The 20,404-nt window shown below is 59.9% G+C and carries 19 protein-coding genes; 11 read left to right on the forward strand and 8 right to left on the reverse strand.

Features of this window, described 5'->3' with window-relative positions; translation table 11 throughout:
* Nucleotides 1-54: 54 nt before the first annotated feature.
* Nucleotides 55-1,245, forward strand: coding sequence for a GNAT family N-acetyltransferase (locus tag EFD55_RS10090; RefSeq protein ID WP_125844838.1), 1,191 nt, complete (start codon nt 55-57; stop codon nt 1,243-1,245).
* 53 nt (nt 1,246-1,298) lie between these two features.
* Nucleotides 1,299-1,730 (forward strand): HIT family protein, encoded by a 432-nt coding sequence (locus tag EFD55_RS10095; RefSeq protein WP_125844840.1) that lies wholly within the window; start codon nt 1,299-1,301, stop codon nt 1,728-1,730.
* A 73-nt stretch (nt 1,731-1,803) separates the two neighbouring features.
* Here EFD55_RS10095 and clpA read toward each other — a convergent pair whose 3' ends face one another.
* From clpA to EFD55_RS10125, 6 genes are all read right to left on the reverse strand, one after another.
* Nucleotides 1,804-4,293 (reverse strand): ATP-dependent Clp protease ATP-binding subunit ClpA, encoded by a 2,490-nt coding sequence (clpA, locus tag EFD55_RS10100; RefSeq protein WP_125844842.1) that lies wholly within the window; start codon nt 4,291-4,293, stop codon nt 1,804-1,806.
* Nucleotides 4,294-4,303: 10 nt separating this feature from the next.
* On the reverse strand, nt 4,304-4,657 hold the full coding sequence (clpS, locus tag EFD55_RS10105; RefSeq protein ID WP_125845095.1) for an ATP-dependent Clp protease adapter ClpS: 354 nt from the start codon (nt 4,655-4,657) through the stop codon (nt 4,304-4,306).
* 277 nt (nt 4,658-4,934) lie between these two features.
* The gene (locus EFD55_RS10110; RefSeq protein ID WP_125844844.1) at nt 4,935-5,306 is read right to left on the reverse strand and encodes a phasin family protein; all 372 of its coding nucleotides are present in this window, start codon (nt 5,304-5,306) and stop codon (nt 4,935-4,937) included.
* A gap of 273 nt (nt 5,307-5,579) precedes the next feature.
* On the reverse strand, nt 5,580-5,783 hold the full coding sequence (locus EFD55_RS10115) for a DUF3126 family protein (RefSeq protein WP_010021897.1): 204 nt from the start codon (nt 5,781-5,783) through the stop codon (nt 5,580-5,582).
* Between the two features lie 137 nt (nt 5,784-5,920).
* Nucleotides 5,921-6,754 carry a serine O-acetyltransferase gene (cysE, locus tag EFD55_RS10120; RefSeq protein WP_125844846.1) on the reverse strand — a complete coding sequence of 278 codons (834 nt, stop codon included), beginning with the start codon at nt 6,752-6,754 and terminating at the stop codon, nt 5,921-5,923.
* Nucleotides 6,755-6,882: 128 nt separating this feature from the next.
* Nucleotides 6,883-7,668: an alpha/beta fold hydrolase gene (locus EFD55_RS10125; RefSeq protein WP_125844848.1), complete on the reverse strand. Its 786-nt coding sequence runs from the start codon at nt 7,666-7,668 to the stop codon at nt 6,883-6,885.
* Between the two features lie 145 nt (nt 7,669-7,813).
* Between EFD55_RS10125 and EFD55_RS10130 the strand changes: the two genes are divergently transcribed.
* Both EFD55_RS10130 and EFD55_RS10135 read left to right on the forward strand, forming a co-directional pair.
* Nucleotides 7,814-8,059: a zinc-finger domain-containing protein gene (locus EFD55_RS10130; protein WP_003539274.1), complete on the forward strand. Its 246-nt coding sequence runs from the start codon at nt 7,814-7,816 to the stop codon at nt 8,057-8,059.
* A 27-nt stretch (nt 8,060-8,086) separates the two neighbouring features.
* Nucleotides 8,087-9,241: an FAD-dependent monooxygenase gene (locus tag EFD55_RS10135; RefSeq protein ID WP_125844850.1), complete on the forward strand. Its 1,155-nt coding sequence runs from the start codon at nt 8,087-8,089 to the stop codon at nt 9,239-9,241.
* 25 nt (nt 9,242-9,266) lie between these two features.
* On the opposite strand, the gene EFD55_RS10140 is transcribed toward EFD55_RS10135, so the two are convergent.
* Nucleotides 9,267-10,457, reverse strand: a complete 1,191-nt coding sequence (locus tag EFD55_RS10140) for a cystathionine beta-lyase (RefSeq protein WP_125844852.1) — start codon at nt 10,455-10,457, stop codon at nt 9,267-9,269.
* Between the two features lie 360 nt (nt 10,458-10,817).
* Between EFD55_RS10140 and EFD55_RS10145 the strand changes: the two genes are divergently transcribed.
* The 4 genes from EFD55_RS10145 (at nt 10,818) to EFD55_RS10160 (ending at nt 15,098) form a co-directional block, all read left to right on the forward strand.
* Nucleotides 10,818-11,843, forward strand: a complete 1,026-nt coding sequence (locus EFD55_RS10145; RefSeq protein WP_125844854.1) for an amino acid ABC transporter substrate-binding protein — start codon at nt 10,818-10,820, stop codon at nt 11,841-11,843.
* Between the two features lie 97 nt (nt 11,844-11,940).
* Nucleotides 11,941-13,134, forward strand: coding sequence for an amino acid ABC transporter permease (locus tag EFD55_RS10150; protein ID WP_125844856.1), 1,194 nt, complete (start codon nt 11,941-11,943; stop codon nt 13,132-13,134).
* A gap of 1 nt (nt 13,135) precedes the next feature.
* On the forward strand, nt 13,136-14,290 hold the full coding sequence (locus tag EFD55_RS10155) for an amino acid ABC transporter permease (protein WP_125844858.1): 1,155 nt from the start codon (nt 13,136-13,138) through the stop codon (nt 14,288-14,290).
* A 34-nt stretch (nt 14,291-14,324) separates the two neighbouring features.
* A complete protein-coding gene (locus EFD55_RS10160; protein ID WP_125844860.1) occupies nt 14,325-15,098 on the forward strand; it encodes an amino acid ABC transporter ATP-binding protein in 774 nt (257 codons plus the stop codon).
* A 58-nt stretch (nt 15,099-15,156) separates the two neighbouring features.
* Here EFD55_RS10160 and EFD55_RS10165 read toward each other — a convergent pair whose 3' ends face one another.
* Nucleotides 15,157-15,792 carry a hypothetical protein gene (locus EFD55_RS10165; protein WP_165504807.1) on the reverse strand — a complete coding sequence of 212 codons (636 nt, stop codon included), beginning with the start codon at nt 15,790-15,792 and terminating at the stop codon, nt 15,157-15,159.
* 373 nt (nt 15,793-16,165) lie between these two features.
* Between EFD55_RS10165 and EFD55_RS10170 the strand changes: the two genes are divergently transcribed.
* The 3 genes from EFD55_RS10170 (at nt 16,166) to EFD55_RS10190 (ending at nt 20,362) form a co-directional block, all read left to right on the forward strand.
* The gene (locus EFD55_RS10170) at nt 16,166-16,588 is read left to right on the forward strand and encodes a DUF3597 domain-containing protein (RefSeq protein WP_125844862.1); all 423 of its coding nucleotides are present in this window, start codon (nt 16,166-16,168) and stop codon (nt 16,586-16,588) included.
* A gap of 477 nt (nt 16,589-17,065) precedes the next feature.
* Nucleotides 17,066-17,380, forward strand: coding sequence for a hypothetical protein (locus tag EFD55_RS10185; protein WP_125844864.1), 315 nt, complete (start codon nt 17,066-17,068; stop codon nt 17,378-17,380).
* Nucleotides 17,381-18,301: 921 nt separating this feature from the next.
* A complete protein-coding gene (locus tag EFD55_RS10190; protein ID WP_125844866.1) occupies nt 18,302-20,362 on the forward strand; it encodes a M10 family metallopeptidase C-terminal domain-containing protein in 2,061 nt (686 codons plus the stop codon).
* The last annotated feature ends 42 nt before the right edge of the window (nt 20,363-20,404 follow it).

Here is a 20,404-nt window from a genome sequence, read left to right on the forward strand (position 1 = left end):
ATGCGCAGACTGAGGTAGAGCCGAACCATCCCCCACAGGCTTCGCATTTGCCCCATGACCGATGAACTATCCATTCGCGTAGAACGCTCCTTCACCGCGATTTCCCCGGAGAGCTGGTCCAGACTTTCCGGGGCGTCGAAGGCCTGCAGCACGCTGGCCTATAATCCCTTCGTTTCGCATGCTTTTTTGTCGTCGCTGGAGGAATCCGGTTCAGCCACCGCCGAGACCGGCTGGCTCGGCCATCATCTGATGCTCGAGACCGATCGCGGCGAACTGATCGGCGCCCTGCCCGGCTATCTCAAGAACCACAGCCAGGGCGAATATGTCTTCGACCACGGCTGGGCCGACGCCTTCGAGCGGGCCGGCGGACGCTATTATCCCAAACTCCAGTGCTCGATCCCGTTTACCCCGGCCACAGGTCCGCGTCTTCTTGTCGCCGAGGGGCTGCAGCGGCTGCCGATCCAGAATGCGATCGCCGAAAGCCTGAAGGAGGTCGTGCGCCGGCTCGGCATCTCCTCGGCCCATATCACCTTCGTGCCCGATGAGGAGATCGGGGTCTTCGAGATGGACGGATATCTGCACCGCACAGACCAGCAGTTCCATTTCATCAATGACGGCTATGCCAATCACGAGGAGTTTCTCGAAACCCTTGCCTCGCGCAAACGCAAGGCATTGCGCAAGGAGCGCCGCGCCGCTCTCGAAAACGGCATCAGCATCGACTGGCTGACCGGCCGCGACCTGACGGAACGCATCTGGGATCAATTCTTCAAGTTCTACATGGATACCGGCGGCCGCAAGTGGGGTCGGCCCTACCTCACCCGCAAGTTCTACTCGCTGATCGGCGAGCGCATGGCCGACGACATCCTGCTCGTCATGGCCAAGCGCGACGGGCGCTATATCGCCGGCGCGATCAATTTCATCGGCGGCGATACGCTCTACGGCCGTCACTGGGGCTGTGTCGAGGATCATCCGTTCCTGCATTTCGAGGTCTGCTATCATCAGGCGATCGACTTCGCCCTTTTCAAAGGGCTGAAACGGGTCGAGGCCGGCGCACAGGGCGAACACAAGCTCGCCCGCGGCTACCTGCCGGTGACGACGCATTCCGCCCATTACGTCGCCCATGCCGGCCTTCGTCGAGCGATCGGCGATTATCTCGCGCGCGAGCGTGCCGATGTCGAACAGATGAGCGAGCTGCTGAGCGAGCATAGCCCCTTCCGCAAGGGCGAGCGTCAGCAGGAGGATTGACGCCGCCCCGCCCGCCGCGCTACCCGATCAACAGGAACTGAGGAGATTTCGCGATGACCAGCCCGGCCGCCTATGACGACAACAACATCTTCGCCAAGATCCTGCGTGGCGAAATTCCCTCGCATCGAGTCTACGAGGACCAACATACGGTCGCCTTCATGGATGTGATGCCGCAGGCGCCGGGCCACGTGCTCGTGGTACCGAAGGCGCCGTCCCGCAATATCCTCGATGCCGATCCCGCCACCCTCACCCATGCAATTACCGTCGTCCAGAAGGTCGCCAAGGCGCTCGAGGAGGTCTTCGATGCCGATGGCGTGTTCATCGCCCAGTTCAACGAACCGGCCGCGGGGCAAACGGTGTTCCATCTGCATTTCCACATCATCCCTCGCCATCAGGGCGTGGCGCTCAAGCCGCATTCCGGCAGGATGGAGGACGGTGCCGTGCTCGCCGCCAACGCCGAAAAGATCAGGGCAGCGCTGGCGTAGCACCGGCTTTGCCAATGCCCCAAAACAAAAAAGGCCGCTGTTGAGCGGCCTTTTCCAATTTAGTGATGATGTCTCACTTCTTGCGCGGAACCTTCGGAACCGTGCTTCCCTTTTTCGGAGCGTCGCGGACCTCAGGCTCGGCCTGCGGGACTGTCTTGGCGCGGGCCTTGGGAGCCGCTTTGGTCTTCAGCTCGCCATCGCCCTGGTCGTCGGCTTCGGGATGCACGACTTCCGCTTCCGGCTTCGGCTTGATCGGAGCAGTATCCGGAATGGCTTCCAGCACGATGCCCGGCTTGCCGTCTTCCTTCGGACCGACGGTGACGTTGACAACGCCGCCCTTCTTCAGCTTGCCGAAGAGGATTTCGTTGGCGAGCGGCTTCTTGATCGTGTCCTGGATCACGCGGGCAAGCGGGCGGGCGCCCATCTTCTCATCGTAACCCTTTTCCGCCAGCCAGGCGATCGCATCCTCGTGCAGGTCGAAGGTGACATTCCTTTCGGAAAGCTGGGCTTCCAGCTGCATGATGAACTTCTGCACGACCTTGTGAATGACCGCCGTCGGCAGCGCCGCGAAGGGAATGATCGCGTCGAGACGGTTGCGGAATTCCGGCGTGAAGAGACGGGTCAGCGCCTCCTCATCCTCGCCGGTGCGCTTGGACGAACCGAAGCCGATCGCGGCCTTGGCCATTTCCGAAGCGCCTGCATTGGTCGTCATGATCAGGATGACGTTGCGGAAGTCGATCTTCTTGCCGTTATGATCGGTCAGCGTGCCGTGGTCCATGACCTGCAACAGGATATTGTAGATATCGGGATGCGCCTTCTCGATTTCGTCGAGCAGGACCACGCAATGCGGGTGCTGGTCGACGCCATCTGTGAGAAGACCGCCCTGGTCGAAACCGACATAGCCGGGAGGTGCACCGAGCAGGCGCGAAACCGTGTGCCGCTCCATGTACTCGGACATGTCGAAGCGCAGAAGCTCGACGCCAAGCGACGACGCCAGCTGCTTTGCGACCTCGGTCTTGCCGACGCCCGTCGGACCCGAGAAGACGTAAGAGCCAATCGGCTTGTTCGGTTCACGAAGGCCGGCACGCGCCAGCTTGATCGAGGTCGAAAGGGCTTCGATCGCGATATCCTGGCCGTAGACAACCGAACGCAGTTCCTGCTCGAGATTGGCGAGCACGGCTTCGTCGTCCTTCGATACGGTCTTCGGCGGAATGCGGGCCATCGTCGCGATCGTCGCCTCGATCTCCTTTTCGGTGATCAGCTTGCGGCGCTTCGACGGCGGCAGTAGCATCTGAGCCGCACCCGTCTCGTCGATCACGTCGATCGCCTTGTCGGGCAGCTTGCGGTCGGAGATGTAGCGGGCCGACAGTTCGACGGCCGACTTGATCGCATCGTTCGAATACCTGAGGTGGTGATACTCTTCGAAATAGGGCTTCAGGCCCTTCATGATCTCGATCGCATCATCGATCGACGGTTCGCTGACGTCGATCTTCTGGAAACGACGGACCAGCGCCCGGTCCTTCTCGAAGAACTGGCGGTATTCCTTGTAGGTGGTCGAACCGATGCAGCGGATCGCGCCCGACGAAAGCGCCGGCTTCAGCAGGTTCGATGCATCCATCGCGCCGCCCGACGTGGCGCCGGCGCCGATCACCGTATGGATCTCGTCGATGAAGAGCACGGCGCCCGGATATTCTTCCAGCTCCTTGACGACCTGCTTCAGGCGCTCTTCGAAATCGCCGCGATAGCGCGTGCCGGCGAGCAGCGTGCCCATGTCGAGCGAGAAGATCGTCGCATCGGCAAGCGCTTCGGGAACCTTGCCTTCGACGATGCGCTTGGCAAGGCCTTCGGCGATCGCCGTCTTGCCGACGCCGGGATCACCGACATAGAGCGGATTGTTCTTCGAACGGCGGCACAAGATCTGGATGGTGCGGCTCACCTCGGCGTGACGGCCGATGAGCGGGTCGATCTTGCCGCCCTTGGCCTTCTCGTTGAGATTGACGCAATAGGCCTTGAGCGCATCCTGCTGCTTCTTGGGGCCGCCGTCCTCTTCGCCGCCGCGCGCCGTCGGCTTGCTTTCCGATTCGTCCTCGGCGCCGCGCGGAGGACGAGCCTCAGAAACGCCAGGCCGCTTGCCGATGCCGTGGGAGATGTAGTTGACGGCGTCGTAGCGGGTCATCTCCTGCTCCTGCAGGAAATAGGCAGCATGGCTTTCGCGCTCCGCGAAGATCGCGACGAGCACGTTGGCACCGGTCACTTCCTCGCGGCCGGACGATTGCACGTGGATGACGGCACGCTGGATGACACGCTGGAAGCCGGAGGTCGGCTTGGAATCCTCGTCATAACCCGTGATCAGATTGGAGAGTTCGTTATCGACATATTCGACGAGCGTCTTGCGAAGCGCATCGAGATCGACATTGCACGCACCCATGACCGCTGCCGCATCGGCATCGTCGATCAGGGCGAGCAGCAGATGCTCGAGCGTCGCATATTCGTGGTGCCGCTCGTTGGCAAAGGTCAGTGCCTGATGGAGCGCCTTCTCTAAACTAGGCGAAAATGTTGGCACGTTCAGATCCTCACTTCTTTTCCATGACGCATTGCAGCGGATGTTGGTGCTGCCGGGCGAAGTCCATCACCTGGCTGACCTTGGTTTCCGCCACCTCGTATGTGAATATTCCGCATTCGCCGACGCCGTGGTTATGGACATGGAGCATGATGCGGGTGGCACTTTCACGATCCTTCTGAAAAAAACGCTCCAGAATATGGATGACGAATTCCATGGGAGTGTAGTCGTCATTCAAAAGCAGCACGCGATAGAGATTCGGCTTCTTGGTCTTCGGCTTGGTGCGTGTGATGACCGAGGTTCCGCGATTTCCGTTGTCCCCGTTCCTTTCGCTGTCGTTCTGCATCCGGATCGGCGTTGCGATCATAGTCATTCATTCCTCAATCAATCCGGCGGAGCATGGGAGGGTGCTTTTCCCGCCGAATATCTGAAACACTAACTTAGTTCATAATAGGCTGATTTTAAGCCCCCTGTCAGACACTGCAATCAAGAAATGCCCGGCATTCACGGGAAAGACCAAAAAAGTCCCTGGCCAATCCCATGCAGGCGTTGCAGCAAAAGCGGAAACAAAAAAGACCGGCCACAGATGCGTAGCCGGTCCCTATTTTTCAATATGTAGCGCAGGTTGCGCTGTCGAAATCGCCTTATGCGGCGACGGATGCCGCCGGCTGCGCCGATTTCGGCGCCTTGGAGACGGCAGCAGCGATCGGAGCCTCGTAGGGCTTGTAGGCGGACTTGGCGAGATCGGCATACATCTCGCCGAGCTTCGTCGTTTCGGAGACGAAGCCTTCGAAATACGACTTTACGTAGCTGGTCTGCAGCTCGAAGGCCGCCTCAAAACTCTTGGCGCCGGCCAGCGTTTCGAAATGCGTCACCGCGTCCTGAAAGGATTTCTTCGAATATTCAGCGGCTTCGGCGGCGATCGCCTGAAAGCCCTTGGCTGTGTCGGAATAGGTTCTCAGCGCCGTGTCGACGGCTTCCTTGCTCTTCTTGTTGGCATCGTCAAAGTTGAACATGGCCGTCCTCCGTTGGGGCTGTTGGTGGCGGCAGGGTAGCTGCAACGCACAAATAGTCAAGTAGTCTTGTGCGCCGCAAAACACCCATTGGTTGCATTACAATTATATAACAAAGCATGCGCGCCGGGGCACGTACGTCTTTAATTGATTTTGCTAATATATATCACAATGCCACAACCGGAAGATTTAAAAAAATTTTGGCCCGGGAGCGAAAAAACAAAAAAAGACCGGGCGAATCGCGCCGCCCGGTCCTCTTGGAGCTTTCGAGGACGATCAAAGATCGACGTCGAGGATCGCCATCGAAAAGTTGTAGGAGCGATCGCCGTCCTCGTCATCGATATAGACGACGCCCAGAAATTCTTCGCCGAGGTAGACTTCCGCAGAATCATTCTTGCGCGGACGCGCCTTCACGATGATCTGTGGGTTGAACATGCGTTTGAAATAGGCGTCGAGCTTCTTGATTTCTTCTGGCTTCACTCTGTCATCTCCGTGAACGGTCTTGATGAGCCGCTTCTTGCACAGCAAAAGCAGCGGTGTAAAGGCAGAGTTGCCGCTTGGAACAGCTGTCCCCGCTCCAATCCTGCCGACTTCTCCTACCCTCTTCCAACAGGCGCTCAGATATCGGCGCCGATGACCTGGTCCATATTGCGCGACGGCTCGGAACAACCAGCCTCGCCAACAACCTTGGCCGGAACGCCCGCGACCGTCTTCTTGGGCGGCACCGCCTTCAGGACGACGGAACCGGCGGCGACGCGCGAGCAGTAGCCGATTTCGATATTGCCGAGAATCTTCGCGCCGGCGCCGATCATGACGCCGCTGCCGATCTTCGGATGGCGGTCGGCGCCCTCCTTGCCGGTGCCGCCGAGCGTGACCCCGTGCAGGATCGAGACGTTGTCGCCGATAACGGCCGTCTCGCCGACGACGAGGCCGGTCGCATGATCAAGGAAGATGCCTTTGCCGATGCGGGCGGCCGGATTGATGTCGGTCTGGAAGACGCTGGAGGAGCGGCTCTGCAGATAGAGCGCGAAATCACGCCGGCCGCGGTTCAGCAGCCAATGGGCCAGACGATGCGTCTGCAGCGCATGGAAGCCCTTGAAATAGAGCACCGCCTCCATGAAACGCAGGCAGGCGGGATCACGGTCGTAGATGGCCTGGATGTCGACGCGCAGGATCGAGCCCCACTCCGGCCAGTCGAAGAGCATTTCCTCGAAGGTCTGGCGAAGCAGGTTCGCCTGCATATCTGGATGGTCGAGACGTTCGCAGATGCGATGAATGACGCATTCCTCGAGCGAATGGTAGTTGATCACCGTCGAGTAGAGGAAGGCGGCGAGAACCGGGTCACTTTCGGCTGCGATCCTTGCTTCCTCGCGCAGGCTGTCCCAGATGGGATCCATCACCTTCACGGGATGGCCTGTCTCAAAAGCACGAATGTCTGTCTTTGCGACCATCGCCGCTCTCCTCGCTGCCTTCAGGAATGCCGTTTTCGGAATGCCGATATATAGAGGAAAACGCCAATAACATAAATGGGTGCCATCGCCATGGTTTTTTAGCATGGCTTTTCGGCTTCACGATGATGTCACCGCTTGGCGACCCTCGCATAGAAGGCCAGCACCGCCTGCTTGAAAACCTTGTCGCCGACCGCGAGCATGTGATCGCGGCCCGGAATATCGAGAGCTTCGGCATTGGGCATCAGCGCCGCCAATTCCTGCGGCGAGCCGGCAATATCGTCCTTGGTGCCGACACCGATCAGCGTCGGCATGTCGAGTTTGCCCATATCCGAGCGGGCGACAAGATCGCGCGAGCCGTGGATGCAGTCGGCAAGGGCGATGCGGTCACTCTTCGTCTGCTCTGCGAAGGCACGGAACATGCGGCCGCGGGCATGCGTCACCTCATCGAGCGAGGGAGCGAGCAGCGCATCGGCAATCGGATCCCAGTCGCCGACGCCATCGGTCATGCCGATGCCGAGGCCGCCGAGCACCAGCGAACGGACGCGATGCGGATTGGCGAGCGCTGCAAAGACGGAAATGCGCGCGCCCATGGAATAGCCCATGACATTGGCTTCCGGGATGCCGAGATGGTCGAGCAGCGCTATTGCATCGCCGGCCATGACCCAAGGACGATAGGCTTGCGCATCGTGCGGCTTGTCGCTTGCGCCGTGGCCGCGATTGTCGATGGCGATCACCCGATAACCGGCATCACCCAGCGTCTTCAGCCAACCCGGATGCACCCAGTTGACGTTTGCCGTCGAGGCAAAGCCGTGGATCAACAGCACTGGCACACCGGACGGGTCGCCCTCGTCGAAAAAGGCAAGCCGCAATCCGTCATGGGTGAAGCTTGAAAATGCAGGCGTATTCAGGTTCATCGGACCTTCCTTTTTGGCGCGACCATAATCGAGGCGCCTGTCAGCGTGAAGCCAAAAACTGTGGCTGGCACAGCGCTTTGGCTCTACACATTTGCGACGAAGGCTTATAAGGTCCGCGCACGTTTCAAAGCATTCGGAGAGCGACATGGCCGGCCACAACATTCCCCACTTCCAGAACGACGGCGGTCACCGCGTCATCGAGGTCGGCGTCAAGGAATTCATGTGCACCGGCGCTTCGGCTCCCTTCGACCATCCGCACATCTTCATCGACATGGGCGACGACAACGAGAAAGTCTGCTCCTACTGCTCGACGCTCTATCGCTTCAATTCCGCGCTCAAGCCGAGCCAGACCAATCCGGCCGGCTGCGTTTTCCACGTAAAGGCGGCCTGACCCGTCCAACTCGGGATCGGACGGACAATGCCGGTCGAACATGCCGCCATCATTGGCGCCGGGATATCAGGGCTGACCGCTGCCCTTTCGCTTTCGCGGCGTGGCATCAGCTCTGATATCTTCGAGCAGGCGGGCGAACTCACCGAAGTCGGCGCCGGATTGCAGGTATCGCCGAACGCCTCCCGCATCCTTGCCGAACTCGGCATCCTGGAAGGGCTTTCGAAAGTCTGGCTGGAACCGGACGCGATCGGGCTGATATCGGGCAGTTCGCTCCGCCAGCTCGCGGCCGTTCCGGCAGGCAATTTCGCGCGCGAGCGCTGGGGCGCTCCCTATGGCGTCCTGCATCGCACCACGTTGCAGAAGGCCCTTCTGGCCGCCGTCGAGGCCGATCCGCTCTGCCGGCTTCATCTCGGCGTACGGATGGAGACGAGCCTGCCGTCATTCGAGCGCGCCGCCGATCTCGTCATCGGGGCGGACGGCGTGTGGTCGAAGCTCCGGCCATCCATTTCCGGCAGCCCCTCGCCGCGCTTTTCCGGCAATGTCGCCTACCGCTTCACCATTGCCGAAGACGAGGCGCCCGGTTTTCTCGACCGGGCAAGCGTTTCCGCCTTCCTCGGCGGGGCGGCGCATCTCGTCTCCTATCCGTTGAAAGAGACCCGCAGCTTCAACATGGTGGCGATCACCGCCGGCAACCTTGCGCCGCAGGCCTGGCAAAGCGAACCGACGGAAGCGCAGCGCGCGCAGTTGCGGGCGCGCCTTTCCGGCTGGAACGCCGCGATCCTCTCATTGTTCGAAAGACAGGGGAAATTGACGTTCTGGCCGCTGTTTGAAACCACTGCAGGCGCGTGGCAGGACGGCCGCAAGACGGTTCTGATCGGCGACGCTGCACATGCGATGATGCCCTTTGCCGCACAGGGAGCGGCCATGGCGATCGAAGACGCCTACGAGCTTGCCGCATTTCTTTCCGATCGTCCCGTTGCGGAAGCGTTGGCGCTCTTCGAAAGACATCGCGCGCCACGCATTGCAAGGCTCCGCCAGCGCGGCGCCTTCAACCGGTTCGCCTATCATGCGAAGGGACCGATCCGGATCGGCCGCGATCTCGTGCTCGGCCTCAAGCCGCCGCAAAGTCTCGCGGCGGATCTCGACTGGATCTACGGCTATCGCGCCGTCCATCTGCCGTAAGATGCGACAGGCGACGCCTCCCTTCTCAGGCGAGACTTGCAGCTGCAAAACCGCGCTCGATATCGGCCTTGAGGTCGGCCACATCCTCGATGCCGATCTGCAGGCGGATGACCGGGCCCTCAGTCGGGGCCTTGGCAACCTTGCGGTCATTGAGATTGGCGTGCAGCGCGAGGCTTTCAAAGCCGCCCCAGGAATAGCCGAGACCGAAAATCCGGAGCGCGTCGAGGAAGGCATGCGCCTTTGCCTTGAATTTCTCGGGCTGGTCTGCGGCAAGCACAAAGGAAAAGATGCCGCTCGCGCCCTTGAAATCGCGTTTCCAGATGGCGTGAGAGGGAAAACTCGGAAGAGCCGGGTGCAGCACGCGGGCGACATCCTCCCTGCCCTCCAGCCATTCCGCAATATGAAGCGCGCTTTCGTAGTGTCGCTCGAGGCGCAGCCCCATGGTGCGCAGTCCGCGCAGGATCTGGTAGGCATCGTCGGGTGCGCCGCAGATGCCGAGCGCACCGTTGGCGTCCTTCAACCTCGGCCAGTGCTCGGCATTGGCCGAAGCCGTCCCGAGCAGGATATCGGAATGGCCGGAGGGATATTTCGTCGACGCGTGTATGGAGATGTCGACTCCGTGATCGAGCGGCCTGAAATAGAGCGGCGTCGCCCAGGTATTGTCCATCATGACGACGGCGCCGTGGCGGTGCGCAACCGCCGAGATCGCCGGAATATCCTGCATTTCGAAAGTATTGGAGCCGGGAGCCTCGGTGTGGACGAGCTTCGTGTTCGGCCGGAACAGCGTCTCGATGCCGGCGCCGATCGCCGGATCGTAATACTCCACCTCGACGCCGAGACGCTTCAGCATTGTATCGCAGAAATGGCGCGTCGGGCCGTAAACCGAATCGACGACGAGCGCATGATCGCCGGCGGCAACGAAACCCAGGAACGGAATGGTGACGGCCGCCAGCCCCGAGGGCACGAGGATCGTGCCGGCCGAACCTTCGAGTGCATCGATCGCCTCGCAGAGCGCGTCCGTGGTCGGTGTGCCGCGCGTCCCGTATGTATATTTCTGCGCGTGCGTCTCCATCGTCCGCGCATTCGGAAACAGCACCGTTGAAGCATGCACGACCGGCGGGTTGACAAAGCCGTGATAGTCGAACGGGTCATTGCCGATATGGGTCAGGCGGGTGTTGATGCCGGCATTCTGCAGCAAGCTGTCTTTGTCTTTCATGTCGGAAATAGCCTTTGGCGAAGGGTCGCGAAACCAAACCTTTGGACGCCTCGCCGTTTCCGGTCAACCCCTTGAAGGCTGGTTGCCGGTGACGTCGGGGACGATGGATTTTTCGATTTTCGCGTTATTTTTCCGCAACTGGACGCCTATTTCATAGCCAATCGCCCATGAATGCAGCCCAATCTACCAAAATGCTGAATTTTGCCGCAATTATTGATGGCGACACTTGACCATAGTGACATTTGCGACTGTGATAGACCTACTCGCGCCGGGAGGGTGTCGAGGGACATGGGGGCGGCAGGTTTTTCCGCCGGAACTCCCCACAAGAAAATATAAGACAACGGAAAAGGTTGGGAAAAAATGAAGAACAAGCTTCTGTCCGCCGCTCTCGGCGCAGCAGTTTTGGCACTTGGCGCCTCGGCCGCCTCGGCCACAACTCTCGGAGACGTCAAGGCGAAGGGTTTCGTGCAATGCGGCGTCAATACCGGCCTTCTGGGTTTCGCACAGCCTGATGCTTCCGGCAATTGGGCCGGCTTCGACGTCGACTTCTGCAAGGCCGTCGCTTCCGCCGTCTTCGGCGATCCGACCAAGGTGAAATACACGCCCCTATCGGCAAAGGATCGTTTCCCGGCACTGCAGTCCGGCGAAATCGATATCCTGTCGCGCAACACCACCTGGTCGATCAACCGCGATACCGCGCTCGGCTTCAACTTCCGCCCGGTCACCTATTACGACGGTCAGGGCTTCATGGTTCGCAAGAGCCTGAACGTGAAGTCGGCACTGGAACTCTCGGGCGCCGCCATCTGCGTACAATCGGGCACGACCACCGAACTGAACCTCGCCGACTATTTCAAGGCGAACAACCTTCAGTACAATCCGGTCGTCTTCGAGAAGCTCGAAGAAGTCAACGCCGCCTATGATTCCGGTCGTTGCGACGTCTACACGACCGGCCAGTCCGGCCTTTATTCGCTGCGCCTGACGCTGAAGAACCCCGACGAGCACGTCGTCCTTCCAGAGATCATCTCCAAGGAGCCGCTCGGCCCGGCAGTCCGCCAGGGTGACGACCAGTGGTTCGACATCGTGTCGTGGACGGCCTATGCGCTGATCAACGCCGAAGAGTTCGGCATCACCCAGGCGAATGTCGACGAGATGAAGAACTCGCCGAACCCCGACATCAAGCGCTTCCTCGGCAGCGAGGCTGACACCAAGATCGGCACCGACCTCGGCCTGACCAATGACTGGGCCTATAACATCGTCAAGAACGTCGGCAATTACGGCGAGGTCTTCGAACGTAACATCGGCCAGGGCAGCCCGCTGAAGATCCAGCGCGGCCTCAACGCTCTCTGGAACAAGGGCGGCATCCAGTACGCTCCGCCGGTTCGCTGATTGCGCACCGCTTGAAAAGCCGGGAAAGGCGGTAAAACGCCTTTCCTCTTCCAAAAAAGAAAAGCCCAAAAACGGGCTCACAGGGGAATGGCGCGGTATGACGCAAGAGGCTTCTGTACCTTACGATACCGGCTGGAGCTTGAGCTCAGCCATGTACGACCCGAAAATTCGGGGCATCTTCTTCCAGATCGTAACCGTCGTGGTGATTGCCGTGCTGACCATATGGGTCACGCACAATACGGCGGTAAACCTCGCCCGCAGCAACACGGCATCCGGCTTCGCCTTCCTGCGCGGACGCGCCGGCTTCGAGATCGGCCAATCGCTGATCGGCTATTCGAGCGATTCCACCTACGGACGCGCACTGCTCGTCGGGATCCTGAACACGGTCCTGGTCGCCGTCACCGGCATCATCACGGCAACGATCATCGGCTTCATCATCGGCATCGGCCGGCTGTCGCACAACTGGCTGATCGCCAAGCTCTGCACCGTCTATGTCGAGGTGTTCCGCAACATCCCGCCGCTGCTCGTCATCTTCTTCTGGTATTCCGGCGTTCTCGCCGTGCTGCCGCAGCCGCGCGATTCACTGCACCTGCCGCTTAACATGTTCCTTAACAATCGCGGCCTCGCCTTCCCCAAGCCGATTTTCGAGACCGGCATGTGGGCCGTAGGCATCGCATTGTTGATCGGGATCATCGCCACCGTCTTCACTGCGCGCTGGGCGCATAAGCGCCAGGCGGCAACGGGCAAGCAGTTCCACACGATCTGGGCGTCGGTCGGCCTGATCGTCGGGCTTCCGATCCTCGCCTTCCTGCTGAGCGGCCTGCCGCTGTCGTTCGACATGCCGGTCGCCGGCAAGTTCAACCTGACCGGCGGCAGCGTCGTCGGTCCGGAGTTCATGTCGCTCTTCCTGGCCCTCTCCTTCTATACCGCCTCGTTCATCGCCGAGATCGTGCGTAGCGGCATTCGCGGCGTGCCGAAGGGCCAGTCGGAAGCGGCAGGCGCACTCGGCCTGCATCCATCGAGCATCACGCGCCTCGTTGTAGTGCCACAGGCACTGCGCATCATCATTCCGCCACTGACGAGCCAATATCTGAACCTGACGAAGAATTCCTCGCTGGCGATCGCCATCGGTTTCGCCGATTACTTCGCCGTCAGCGGCACAATTCTCAACCAGACCGGTCAGGCCGTTGAACTGATGTTCCTCGTGGTTATCGCCTATCTGCTGCTCAGCATCGTGACATCGCTCTTCATGAACTGGTTCAACGCCAAAATGGCCCTGGTGGAGCGATAAGATGTCTGTATCCAACCAATCCTTCGTCAGAACCACCATACTGGCACCGGAACCAGCCCCGCCCGGCGAAAGGGGCGCGGTTGCCTGGGTCCGCAAGAACCTGCTTGCAACACCCAGGGACATAGTGATGACGGTGCTTGCGCTCGCCGTTCTCGCCTGGGTCTTGCCGCATATGATCAACTGGCTGTTCATCCAGGCCGTCTGGAGCGGCCCGGACCGAACATTCTGTGCCACAACAGTGCAGGGCGGCATCCAGCCGGATGGCTGGAGCGGCGCCTGCTGGGCCTTCGTCAACGCCAAGTTCGACCAATTCGTCTACGGCCGTTATCCGCTCGCAGAGCGCTGGCGGCCGACGATCGTCGGCATCCTCTTCATCGCGCTGATGACGCCGATGCTGATCCCCCGCGCCCCGCGCAAGGGGCTGAACGCCATCCTGCTGTTCATTGCCCTGCCTATTCTGTCCTTCTGGCTGCTCTGCGGCGGCTTCGGGCTCGAGCCGGTCGAAACCTCGCTCTGGGGCGGCCTGATGGTGACGCTGGTTCTCTCCTTCGTCGGCATCGCCGTCTCGCTTCCCTTCGGCGTCATCCTGGCGCTCGGGCGGCGCTCGAACATGCCGATCATCCGCACCGTCTGCATTGCCTTCATCGAAATCATCCGCGGCATTCCCCTGATCGCCGTGCTGTTCATGGCAAGCGTCATGCTGCCGCTGTTCCTGCCGACCGGCTGGAATGTCGACAAACTGCTGCGGGCGCTGATCGGCGTTGCGATCTTTACCTCGGCCTATATGGCGGAGGTTATCCGTGGCGGCCTGCAGGCTATCCCGAAGGGCCAGTTCGAGGGCGCCGATTCGCTCGGTCTCAGCTACTGGCAAAAGATGCGGCTGGTCATCCTGCCGCAGGCCATCAAGCTTGTCATACCGAGCATCGTCAATACATTCATCGGAACGTTCAAGGACACGTCGCTGGTCTCGATCATCGGCATGTTCGATCTGCTCGGCATCGTCCGCCTGAATTTCAGCGACGCTTACTGGGCCAGTGCCGTCACGCCGCTCACCGGCCTGATCTTCGCCGGCTTTACCTTCTGGCTGTTCTGCTTCGGCATGTCGCGCTATTCAAGCTTCGTGGAACGCCATCTCGATACCGGCCACAAACGATAAGAACGCCAAAACGATAAGAATGAGGGAAAATAACATGGCTGAAGCTCCAGCGAAAAAGCTCACCGTTTCCACAACGGAAGTGGCGGTCGAGATCATCAACATGAACAAGTGGTACGGCGATTTCCACGTGCTGCGCGATATCAACCTCAAGGTCATGCGCGGCGAGCGCATCGTCATCGCCGGCCCGTCGGGCTCGGGCAAATCGACGATGATCCGCTGCATCAACCGCCTGGAGGAACATCAGAAGGGCCAGATCATCGTCGACGGCACCGAGCTGACCAACGATCTCAAGAAGATCGACGAGGTCAGGCGCGAAGTCGGCATGGTGTTCCAGCACTTCAACCTCTTCCCGCATCTGACGATCCTCGAAAACTGCACGCTGGCGCCGATCTGGGTGCGCAAGATGCCGAAGAAGCAGGCGGAAGAGATCGCCATGCACTTCCTGAAGCGCGTCAAGATCCCGGAACAGGCCAACAAATATCCGGGCCAGCTTTCCGGCGGCCAGCAGCAGCGCGTGGCGATTGCCCGCTCGCTCTGCATGAACCCGAAGATCATGCTGTTCGACGAGCCGACTTCGGCGCTTGACCCCGAAATGATCAAGGAAGTGCTCGACACCATGGTGGGCCTTGCCGAAGAAGGCATGACCATGCTCTGCGTGACTCATGAAATGGGCTTTGCCCGCCAGGTCGCCAACCGCGTCATCTTCATGGACCAGGGCCAGATCGTCGAACAGAATTCACCGGCCGAGTTCTTCGACAATCCGCAGCACGAACGCACCAAGCTGTTCCTCAGCCAGATCCTGCACTAAGAGAGCGAAGCGAGCTTGTTGAAGACCCGCCGAGCCTGGCTCGGCGGGTTTTTGATATTTAACGGGAGGCCGTTATCCGCAGGAGCTGGCAGAGACCGGCAAGACCGGCATCGGAGCCGCCCGAGGCGGAAACATCGACGCAACGAATGAGGATCTTGCGCCGTTGATCGGCAGGCATGCTGCGGAAGGCATCGAGGGTGCGAGCCTCAGCCGCATCGGCGGTGGCGTCCGGCGCAGCCGCCGTAGCGCCCTGTCCGCTCACGCGGCCGACGGCTAGATTGGCGTTGATGCCGCCAACTGAAGCCGTGGCTTTGGTATCGATCCCGCGGAAGCCGCCGGTGCGTGCGTTGATATCGGCATTGGTTCCGCGCCCGCCGCCGAGCCTGGCATTGGCGTTTGCGCCGAGGCCATTGCTCTCGCCGACACCAGCATTGAGATGGGCATCGACGCCTCGACGGTTGCCGGCATTGGCAGTTGCATCCGCATTGACGCCATTCGAGCCGCCGACGGATGCCTTTGCTGTTGCATCAACACCGCCTCCGCCACCGAGCGAAGCTCCAGCATTGGCGCTGACGGTATTGCCTGCATTCGCCGTCACGCCGACGTCGATCGCCCATGCCTGGCCTACCGGCATGGCAAGGACAGCACAGGATGCGAACAGGACAAGCGGCAGTCCAAGGTGCTTATGAGTCATGATTTTCCTCCGTTTCCACGGGCCGAACGACCGGTCCCGGCAGAAAATCGAGGAACGCGCGTGCCTTCGATCGATTGGGCGCCTGCACCTGCAGGACGCTCATGCAAGGCAACGTTATGGACTTGCGAATGTTTCCCTTCGCCGCGCCGCAAGCGGCGTTGCCACCGACAATAATGATTCATGCTTAACGCCATATGAGTAGGAGGCGGGCCGACTGTACCAAAAGCGGGCACCAGGCCGATCGCTCTGCCAAGGGATCCTGGTTTTACTATCCTTGATTGAAGAGTAAAAATACCCCCTTGCCCGTCTGGATATGCCTGCGGCGAACTCCATGTTTCAGCATGTTCTCATCTACGGAATTGGAGGTTAACGCATGGGCATTTTCGACAAGATCAAACATGCAATCTTCGGAGAAGCAAAAGCAGCCGAACCCGTTGCGACAAGCGCGCCGAAGACAGAGCCCGCACAGGCTCCGGTCTCCCCATCGGCAGCGCCCAGCCCGGCGCCCCCGGCTTCTCCCGCTCAGAGCAAGCCGACGACCGTCGATATCGTCCCTATCCTCGACGCGGCCGTGAAGAAGAACGGCCAGAAACTCGACTGGCGTCACTCGATCGTGGACCTGATGAAAGCCGTCGGGATGGATGCGAGCCTGGCCGAACGCAAGGAGCTCGCCGCTGAACTCGGTTATACCGGCGACACCAACGACTCCGCGAAAATGAATATGTGGCTGCACAAGGCGCTGATGAAGCGGCTTTCGGAAAACGGCGGCAAGGTTCCCGCTGATCTCCTAAATTGATCGAACTGGATCGCATCGCCGCTTCTGGGCGCTAGAGCCTTTCCGGGTTAGATTGAAGCATTCTGCCGGAGCAGATTTTCGTCAGGGCAGAGGCGGTTGGCGACGGGCATACCCCAAGGCACGTCCGAGCGGATCGCCTCTGATCCTGGCGGAAATATGCCCGGCCCTTCGGGTTGGCTGAAACGGGCCGCCTGATCGACCGGCCGGCTTGGCCGTAGAGCTGGGCTACGACGCGCGCCGGCCGGTCGACCATTCGACTCCGTTTGAGCCAACAGAATGCTTCAATCTAATCCGGAAAGGCTCTAACGTAGGCGTTTCGCGACATGGCTTCTTGAGCGCCCAGGCGACGGATGTGCTACCGCGAGCGCCAACTCTGCCGGCTCTGTGAAGTCACGGGGGCCGCTTGCCTGAAGGCGCGGGAAGCAATAATCTCGCATCGATTACTTCGGATAATCGACCATGGGAGATTTGCATCCAATGAGATTGATGGCGGTAGTAGGTCTTGTACTGAGTGTAGGCTGCATTTCGGCGGCGGAAGCCCCCTCGAACTATCAATCCTATCATGGCGGCATTCGGGTCGATACCGATCCGGTTCTGCTGGCGCGATACGATAAAGCGCTTCAGCACTGCCTGCCGGAGGCAAGTTCCTGGCGCAGAGGCTCGCCGGACTCGCAGAGCCTGCTGTACAACACGGCTCTCAGAAGCTGCCTCTCCAGGCAAAGCTTCCTTGACAGAGGGGTCTACGCCTATCCGATCCCCAAGGTCTACTTCGATCACTTCCTGGATCGCTGATAAGAGCAGCCGATCGTTTCTGTCAGCGGGGAATGCAACGCATTCTCCGGCATCGCTTTGACGAATGCGTTGCCCAGCAAAGCGTTCCTAGTTCCGGCTTGCCCACATTTTCGTGGCCGGCCTTTCCAGCGGATTTGTTGCAGCCATTGTTTCCGGCCGCATAACCTATGACGATGTCGTCGACGTCAAACAACACCGCTTTATTCCGAAAATCATCAAGATTTTCCAAGGCCGTTAAGACAGGATCGCTCGTCGGCGGTCTCGTACTTGCAAGCCGTCGGTGACCCGTTCGGCACGCGGCTGTCATTCATGCCTTAGGTACGTCGTTACCGTTGTAGGTCGTATCGACGACGGCTCTGGGAGACGGCTGAATTGCATTCTTGTCGGATCGCATCGTCGTTGCAATCGACCAGTAGGCGGGTCTCCAGGGCGGCAAAGCGACCGCTTCCATTGATCTTCCACCAGGACTGCCGGCTGCAGAACGAGGTCGAATCAGCGACCATCGCCGGTGCCATGCGAGCTAAATTGTTGTCCACATCCGGCAAAATCTATCCAAAAATTGCTGAATTCAGAAAAAAATGTCGATTCCGCTCTTTGGTGGGAAGATTCCAGTCACGCCCATCAGTTTTTCTAATGTTTTCAATGGATGCATATCTCTGTAGTTGCAGAAAGAATAATTCGCGGCATGCGAGATATATATATTGCCCCATTTTGGGCGACTCGAAATTCACCAAGTATTTCAAAACGTAACTTCAGATCGATTTGGATAATGTGGCAGCAATATGGCTATGATTCTCAAGCACTTACTGTCGCGTTGCTGTTGCGCCCTCCAAAACGTCGCCTTATAACCCGCCGCCGTAACGACTGATTAACTAAAAATGGTAATTGGTAAAGACAACGCTAAGGTTGAGGAACAAGACCATGACGACATACTACGTATCGGCGAGCAGCAGTGGCAGCGGTAACGGCAGTGCCTCGTCTCCTTTTCACACGATCAGCGAGGCAATGGCGGCGGACCTTAAGCCCGGCGACGAGGTTGTGGTGCGCGCCGGCGTCTATAATGAGTCGGTGAACATGTACAAGGATGGTTCCGCCGCCGGCTACATTACCTTGCGGTCGGAGGTACCGGGTGGAGCGGTGATCCACTCAGCATCGGGCGGCGCAAATGGTATCAACATCACTGCTAACTATGTGGCGGTCGAGGGCTTCGAGGTCTACGGGAGCGATTCGCACGGCATTGTTGGTGATGGCGTCCACCATGTGAGGATCGCCAATAACGTTTCCCACGACAACGGTGCGTCCGGCATCGCCTTCGCGGGATCCGACTTCATCACGATCGAAGGGAACGAGACTTACAAAAATGCGAGTTCCGGCTGGTTTTCAGGCATCTCTCTCTACCAGAACCGGAACATCACCGGGGCGCCGGACGATGGCAGCTTCCGCAACATCATCCGGAACAACATCTCGCACGACAACGTCACGAAGTCGGGTGCGCACACCGATGGCAACGGCATCATCATCGACGATTTCCAGAGCACGCAGACGAGCGGTCATCCGAACTACACGTTTAAGACCCTGGTCGACAACAACCTCGTCTATGAGAACGGCAGCAAAGGCATCCAAGTTACCTGGAGCGACTCCGTCACGGTGCAGAACAACACAGCATACCACAACAATCAGGACCTGCTGAACGACGGCACTTGGCGCGGCGAACTCAGCAACGCGCAGTCGAGCAACAACACCTGGGTCAACAACGTCGCCGTAGCGGACCCATCGGTGAACAAGAACAACACCGCAGTCGATAACACGTCGTACGGTGGCTACACCAACGCCAACGTCGTCTGGGCCAACAACGTCACCTACAACGGCACGGCCGGCCAGGCATCGGTCAAGACCGACGGCGGCAACGCGATGCCGAGCGCAGCGAACGGCAACCAGCTCGGCGTCGATCCGAAATTCCTGGGGGCAGCGAGCGACAACTTCCACCTCGCCTCCGGCTCGCTGGCGATCGACCACGGAACCAGCCAGTACGGCGTCGCCTCGGTCGATCTGGACGGCCACACTCGCGTCGTTGGAACTGTCGATGCCGGTGCCTACGAATCCGGCTCCAGCGCGGCACCGGGAACGCCAACTACGCCGACGAATCCGGGTACGCCGACCACACCGACGAATCCGGGAACGCCGACCACGCCGACACAACCGGGAACGCCAACCACGCCGACGGTATATACCGGCACCAACGGCAACGACATCATGCCACACACCGGTCAGTCCAACGGCGGCAACGAAACCTTCAAGGGTCTCGCCGGTAATGACGTGTTGAAGGGCGGCGCCGGCGCGGACGTGCTCGACGGCGGTTATGGCAACGACACGGCCAGCTATGAGGGCTCCTCCAGCGGGGTCAACGTCAACTTGGCGACTGGGGCCGCATCGGGCGGGCATGCCACCGGTGACAAGATCGTCAGCATCGAAAACTTGACTGGCTCCAGCTACGACGACGTGCTGACCGGCGGCAATAACGGCGGCAACGTTCTCAATGGCGGGGCTGGCGCGGACAAGCTGGACGGCGGCGCCGGCGCGGACAAGCTGAACGGCGGCGACGGCGCGGACGTCCTCATTGGTGGTTCCGGAAAGGACATCATGACCGGTGGCCTCAGCTCGGATACGTTTGTCTTCAAAGCAGCGACGGAATCCGCGTCCGGCTCGAACCGCGACATCATCACCGACTTCCAGCACGGCGTCGATAAGATCGACCTCTCGGCGATGGATGCGAATGGCTCTGCGCTGGGCAATGGAGCCTTCCATTTCCTGGCACAGGAGAATGCCTCCTTCGACCATAAGGCTGGCGCGCTCACTTGGCACTATGAAGACAAGGCTGATGCTACCGTTATCCAGGGCGACCTGAACGGCGACGGCGTTCGCGACTTCCAGGTTCAGCTGCATGGCCACGTCCAACTGGGGGCAGGCGATTTGATCCTGTAACTATGTCAGTTGCGGCGGTCGTCCGATCGCCGCAACAATCGT

This window comes from Rhizobium pisi (assembly GCF_003938655.1).
In the GTDB taxonomy this organism is placed as follows: domain Bacteria; phylum Pseudomonadota; class Alphaproteobacteria; order Rhizobiales; family Rhizobiaceae; genus Rhizobium; species Rhizobium pisi.

What these genes read in the sequence shown, in the direction of transcription:
- EFD55_RS10125 (WP_125844848.1), bottom strand. Translation starts at nt 7,668, where the DNA reads ATGAACCTGAATACGCCTGCATTTTCAAGCTTCACCCATGACGGATTG.
- EFD55_RS10090 (WP_125844838.1), top strand. Translation starts at nt 55, where the DNA reads ATGACCGATGAACTATCCATTCGCGTAGAACGCTCCTTCACCGCGATT.
- EFD55_RS10150 (WP_125844856.1), top strand. Translation starts at nt 11,941, where the DNA reads ATGACGCAAGAGGCTTCTGTACCTTACGATACCGGCTGGAGCTTGAGC.
- EFD55_RS10160 (WP_125844860.1), top strand. Translation starts at nt 14,325, where the DNA reads ATGGCTGAAGCTCCAGCGAAAAAGCTCACCGTTTCCACAACGGAAGTG.
- EFD55_RS10145 (WP_125844854.1), top strand. Translation starts at nt 10,818, where the DNA reads ATGAAGAACAAGCTTCTGTCCGCCGCTCTCGGCGCAGCAGTTTTGGCA.
- EFD55_RS10165 (WP_165504807.1), bottom strand. Translation starts at nt 15,792, where the DNA reads ATGACTCATAAGCACCTTGGACTGCCGCTTGTCCTGTTCGCATCCTGT.
- EFD55_RS10140 (WP_125844852.1), bottom strand. Translation starts at nt 10,457, where the DNA reads ATGAAAGACAAAGACAGCTTGCTGCAGAATGCCGGCATCAACACCCGC.
- EFD55_RS10185 (WP_125844864.1), top strand. Translation starts at nt 17,066, where the DNA reads ATGAGATTGATGGCGGTAGTAGGTCTTGTACTGAGTGTAGGCTGCATT.
- clpS (WP_125845095.1), bottom strand. Translation starts at nt 4,657, where the DNA reads ATGATCGCAACGCCGATCCGGATGCAGAACGACAGCGAAAGGAACGGG.
- cysE (WP_125844846.1), bottom strand. Translation starts at nt 6,754, where the DNA reads ATGGTCGCAAAGACAGACATTCGTGCTTTTGAGACAGGCCATCCCGTG.
- EFD55_RS10170 (WP_125844862.1), top strand. Translation starts at nt 16,166, where the DNA reads ATGGGCATTTTCGACAAGATCAAACATGCAATCTTCGGAGAAGCAAAA.
- EFD55_RS10135 (WP_125844850.1), top strand. Translation starts at nt 8,087, where the DNA reads ATGCCGGTCGAACATGCCGCCATCATTGGCGCCGGGATATCAGGGCTG.
- EFD55_RS10130 (WP_003539274.1), top strand. Translation starts at nt 7,814, where the DNA reads ATGGCCGGCCACAACATTCCCCACTTCCAGAACGACGGCGGTCACCGC.
- EFD55_RS10110 (WP_125844844.1), bottom strand. Translation starts at nt 5,306, where the DNA reads ATGTTCAACTTTGACGATGCCAACAAGAAGAGCAAGGAAGCCGTCGAC.
- EFD55_RS10155 (WP_125844858.1), top strand. Translation starts at nt 13,136, where the DNA reads ATGTCTGTATCCAACCAATCCTTCGTCAGAACCACCATACTGGCACCG.
- EFD55_RS10095 (WP_125844840.1), top strand. Translation starts at nt 1,299, where the DNA reads ATGACCAGCCCGGCCGCCTATGACGACAACAACATCTTCGCCAAGATC.
- EFD55_RS10190 (WP_125844866.1), top strand. Translation starts at nt 18,302, where the DNA reads ATGACGACATACTACGTATCGGCGAGCAGCAGTGGCAGCGGTAACGGC.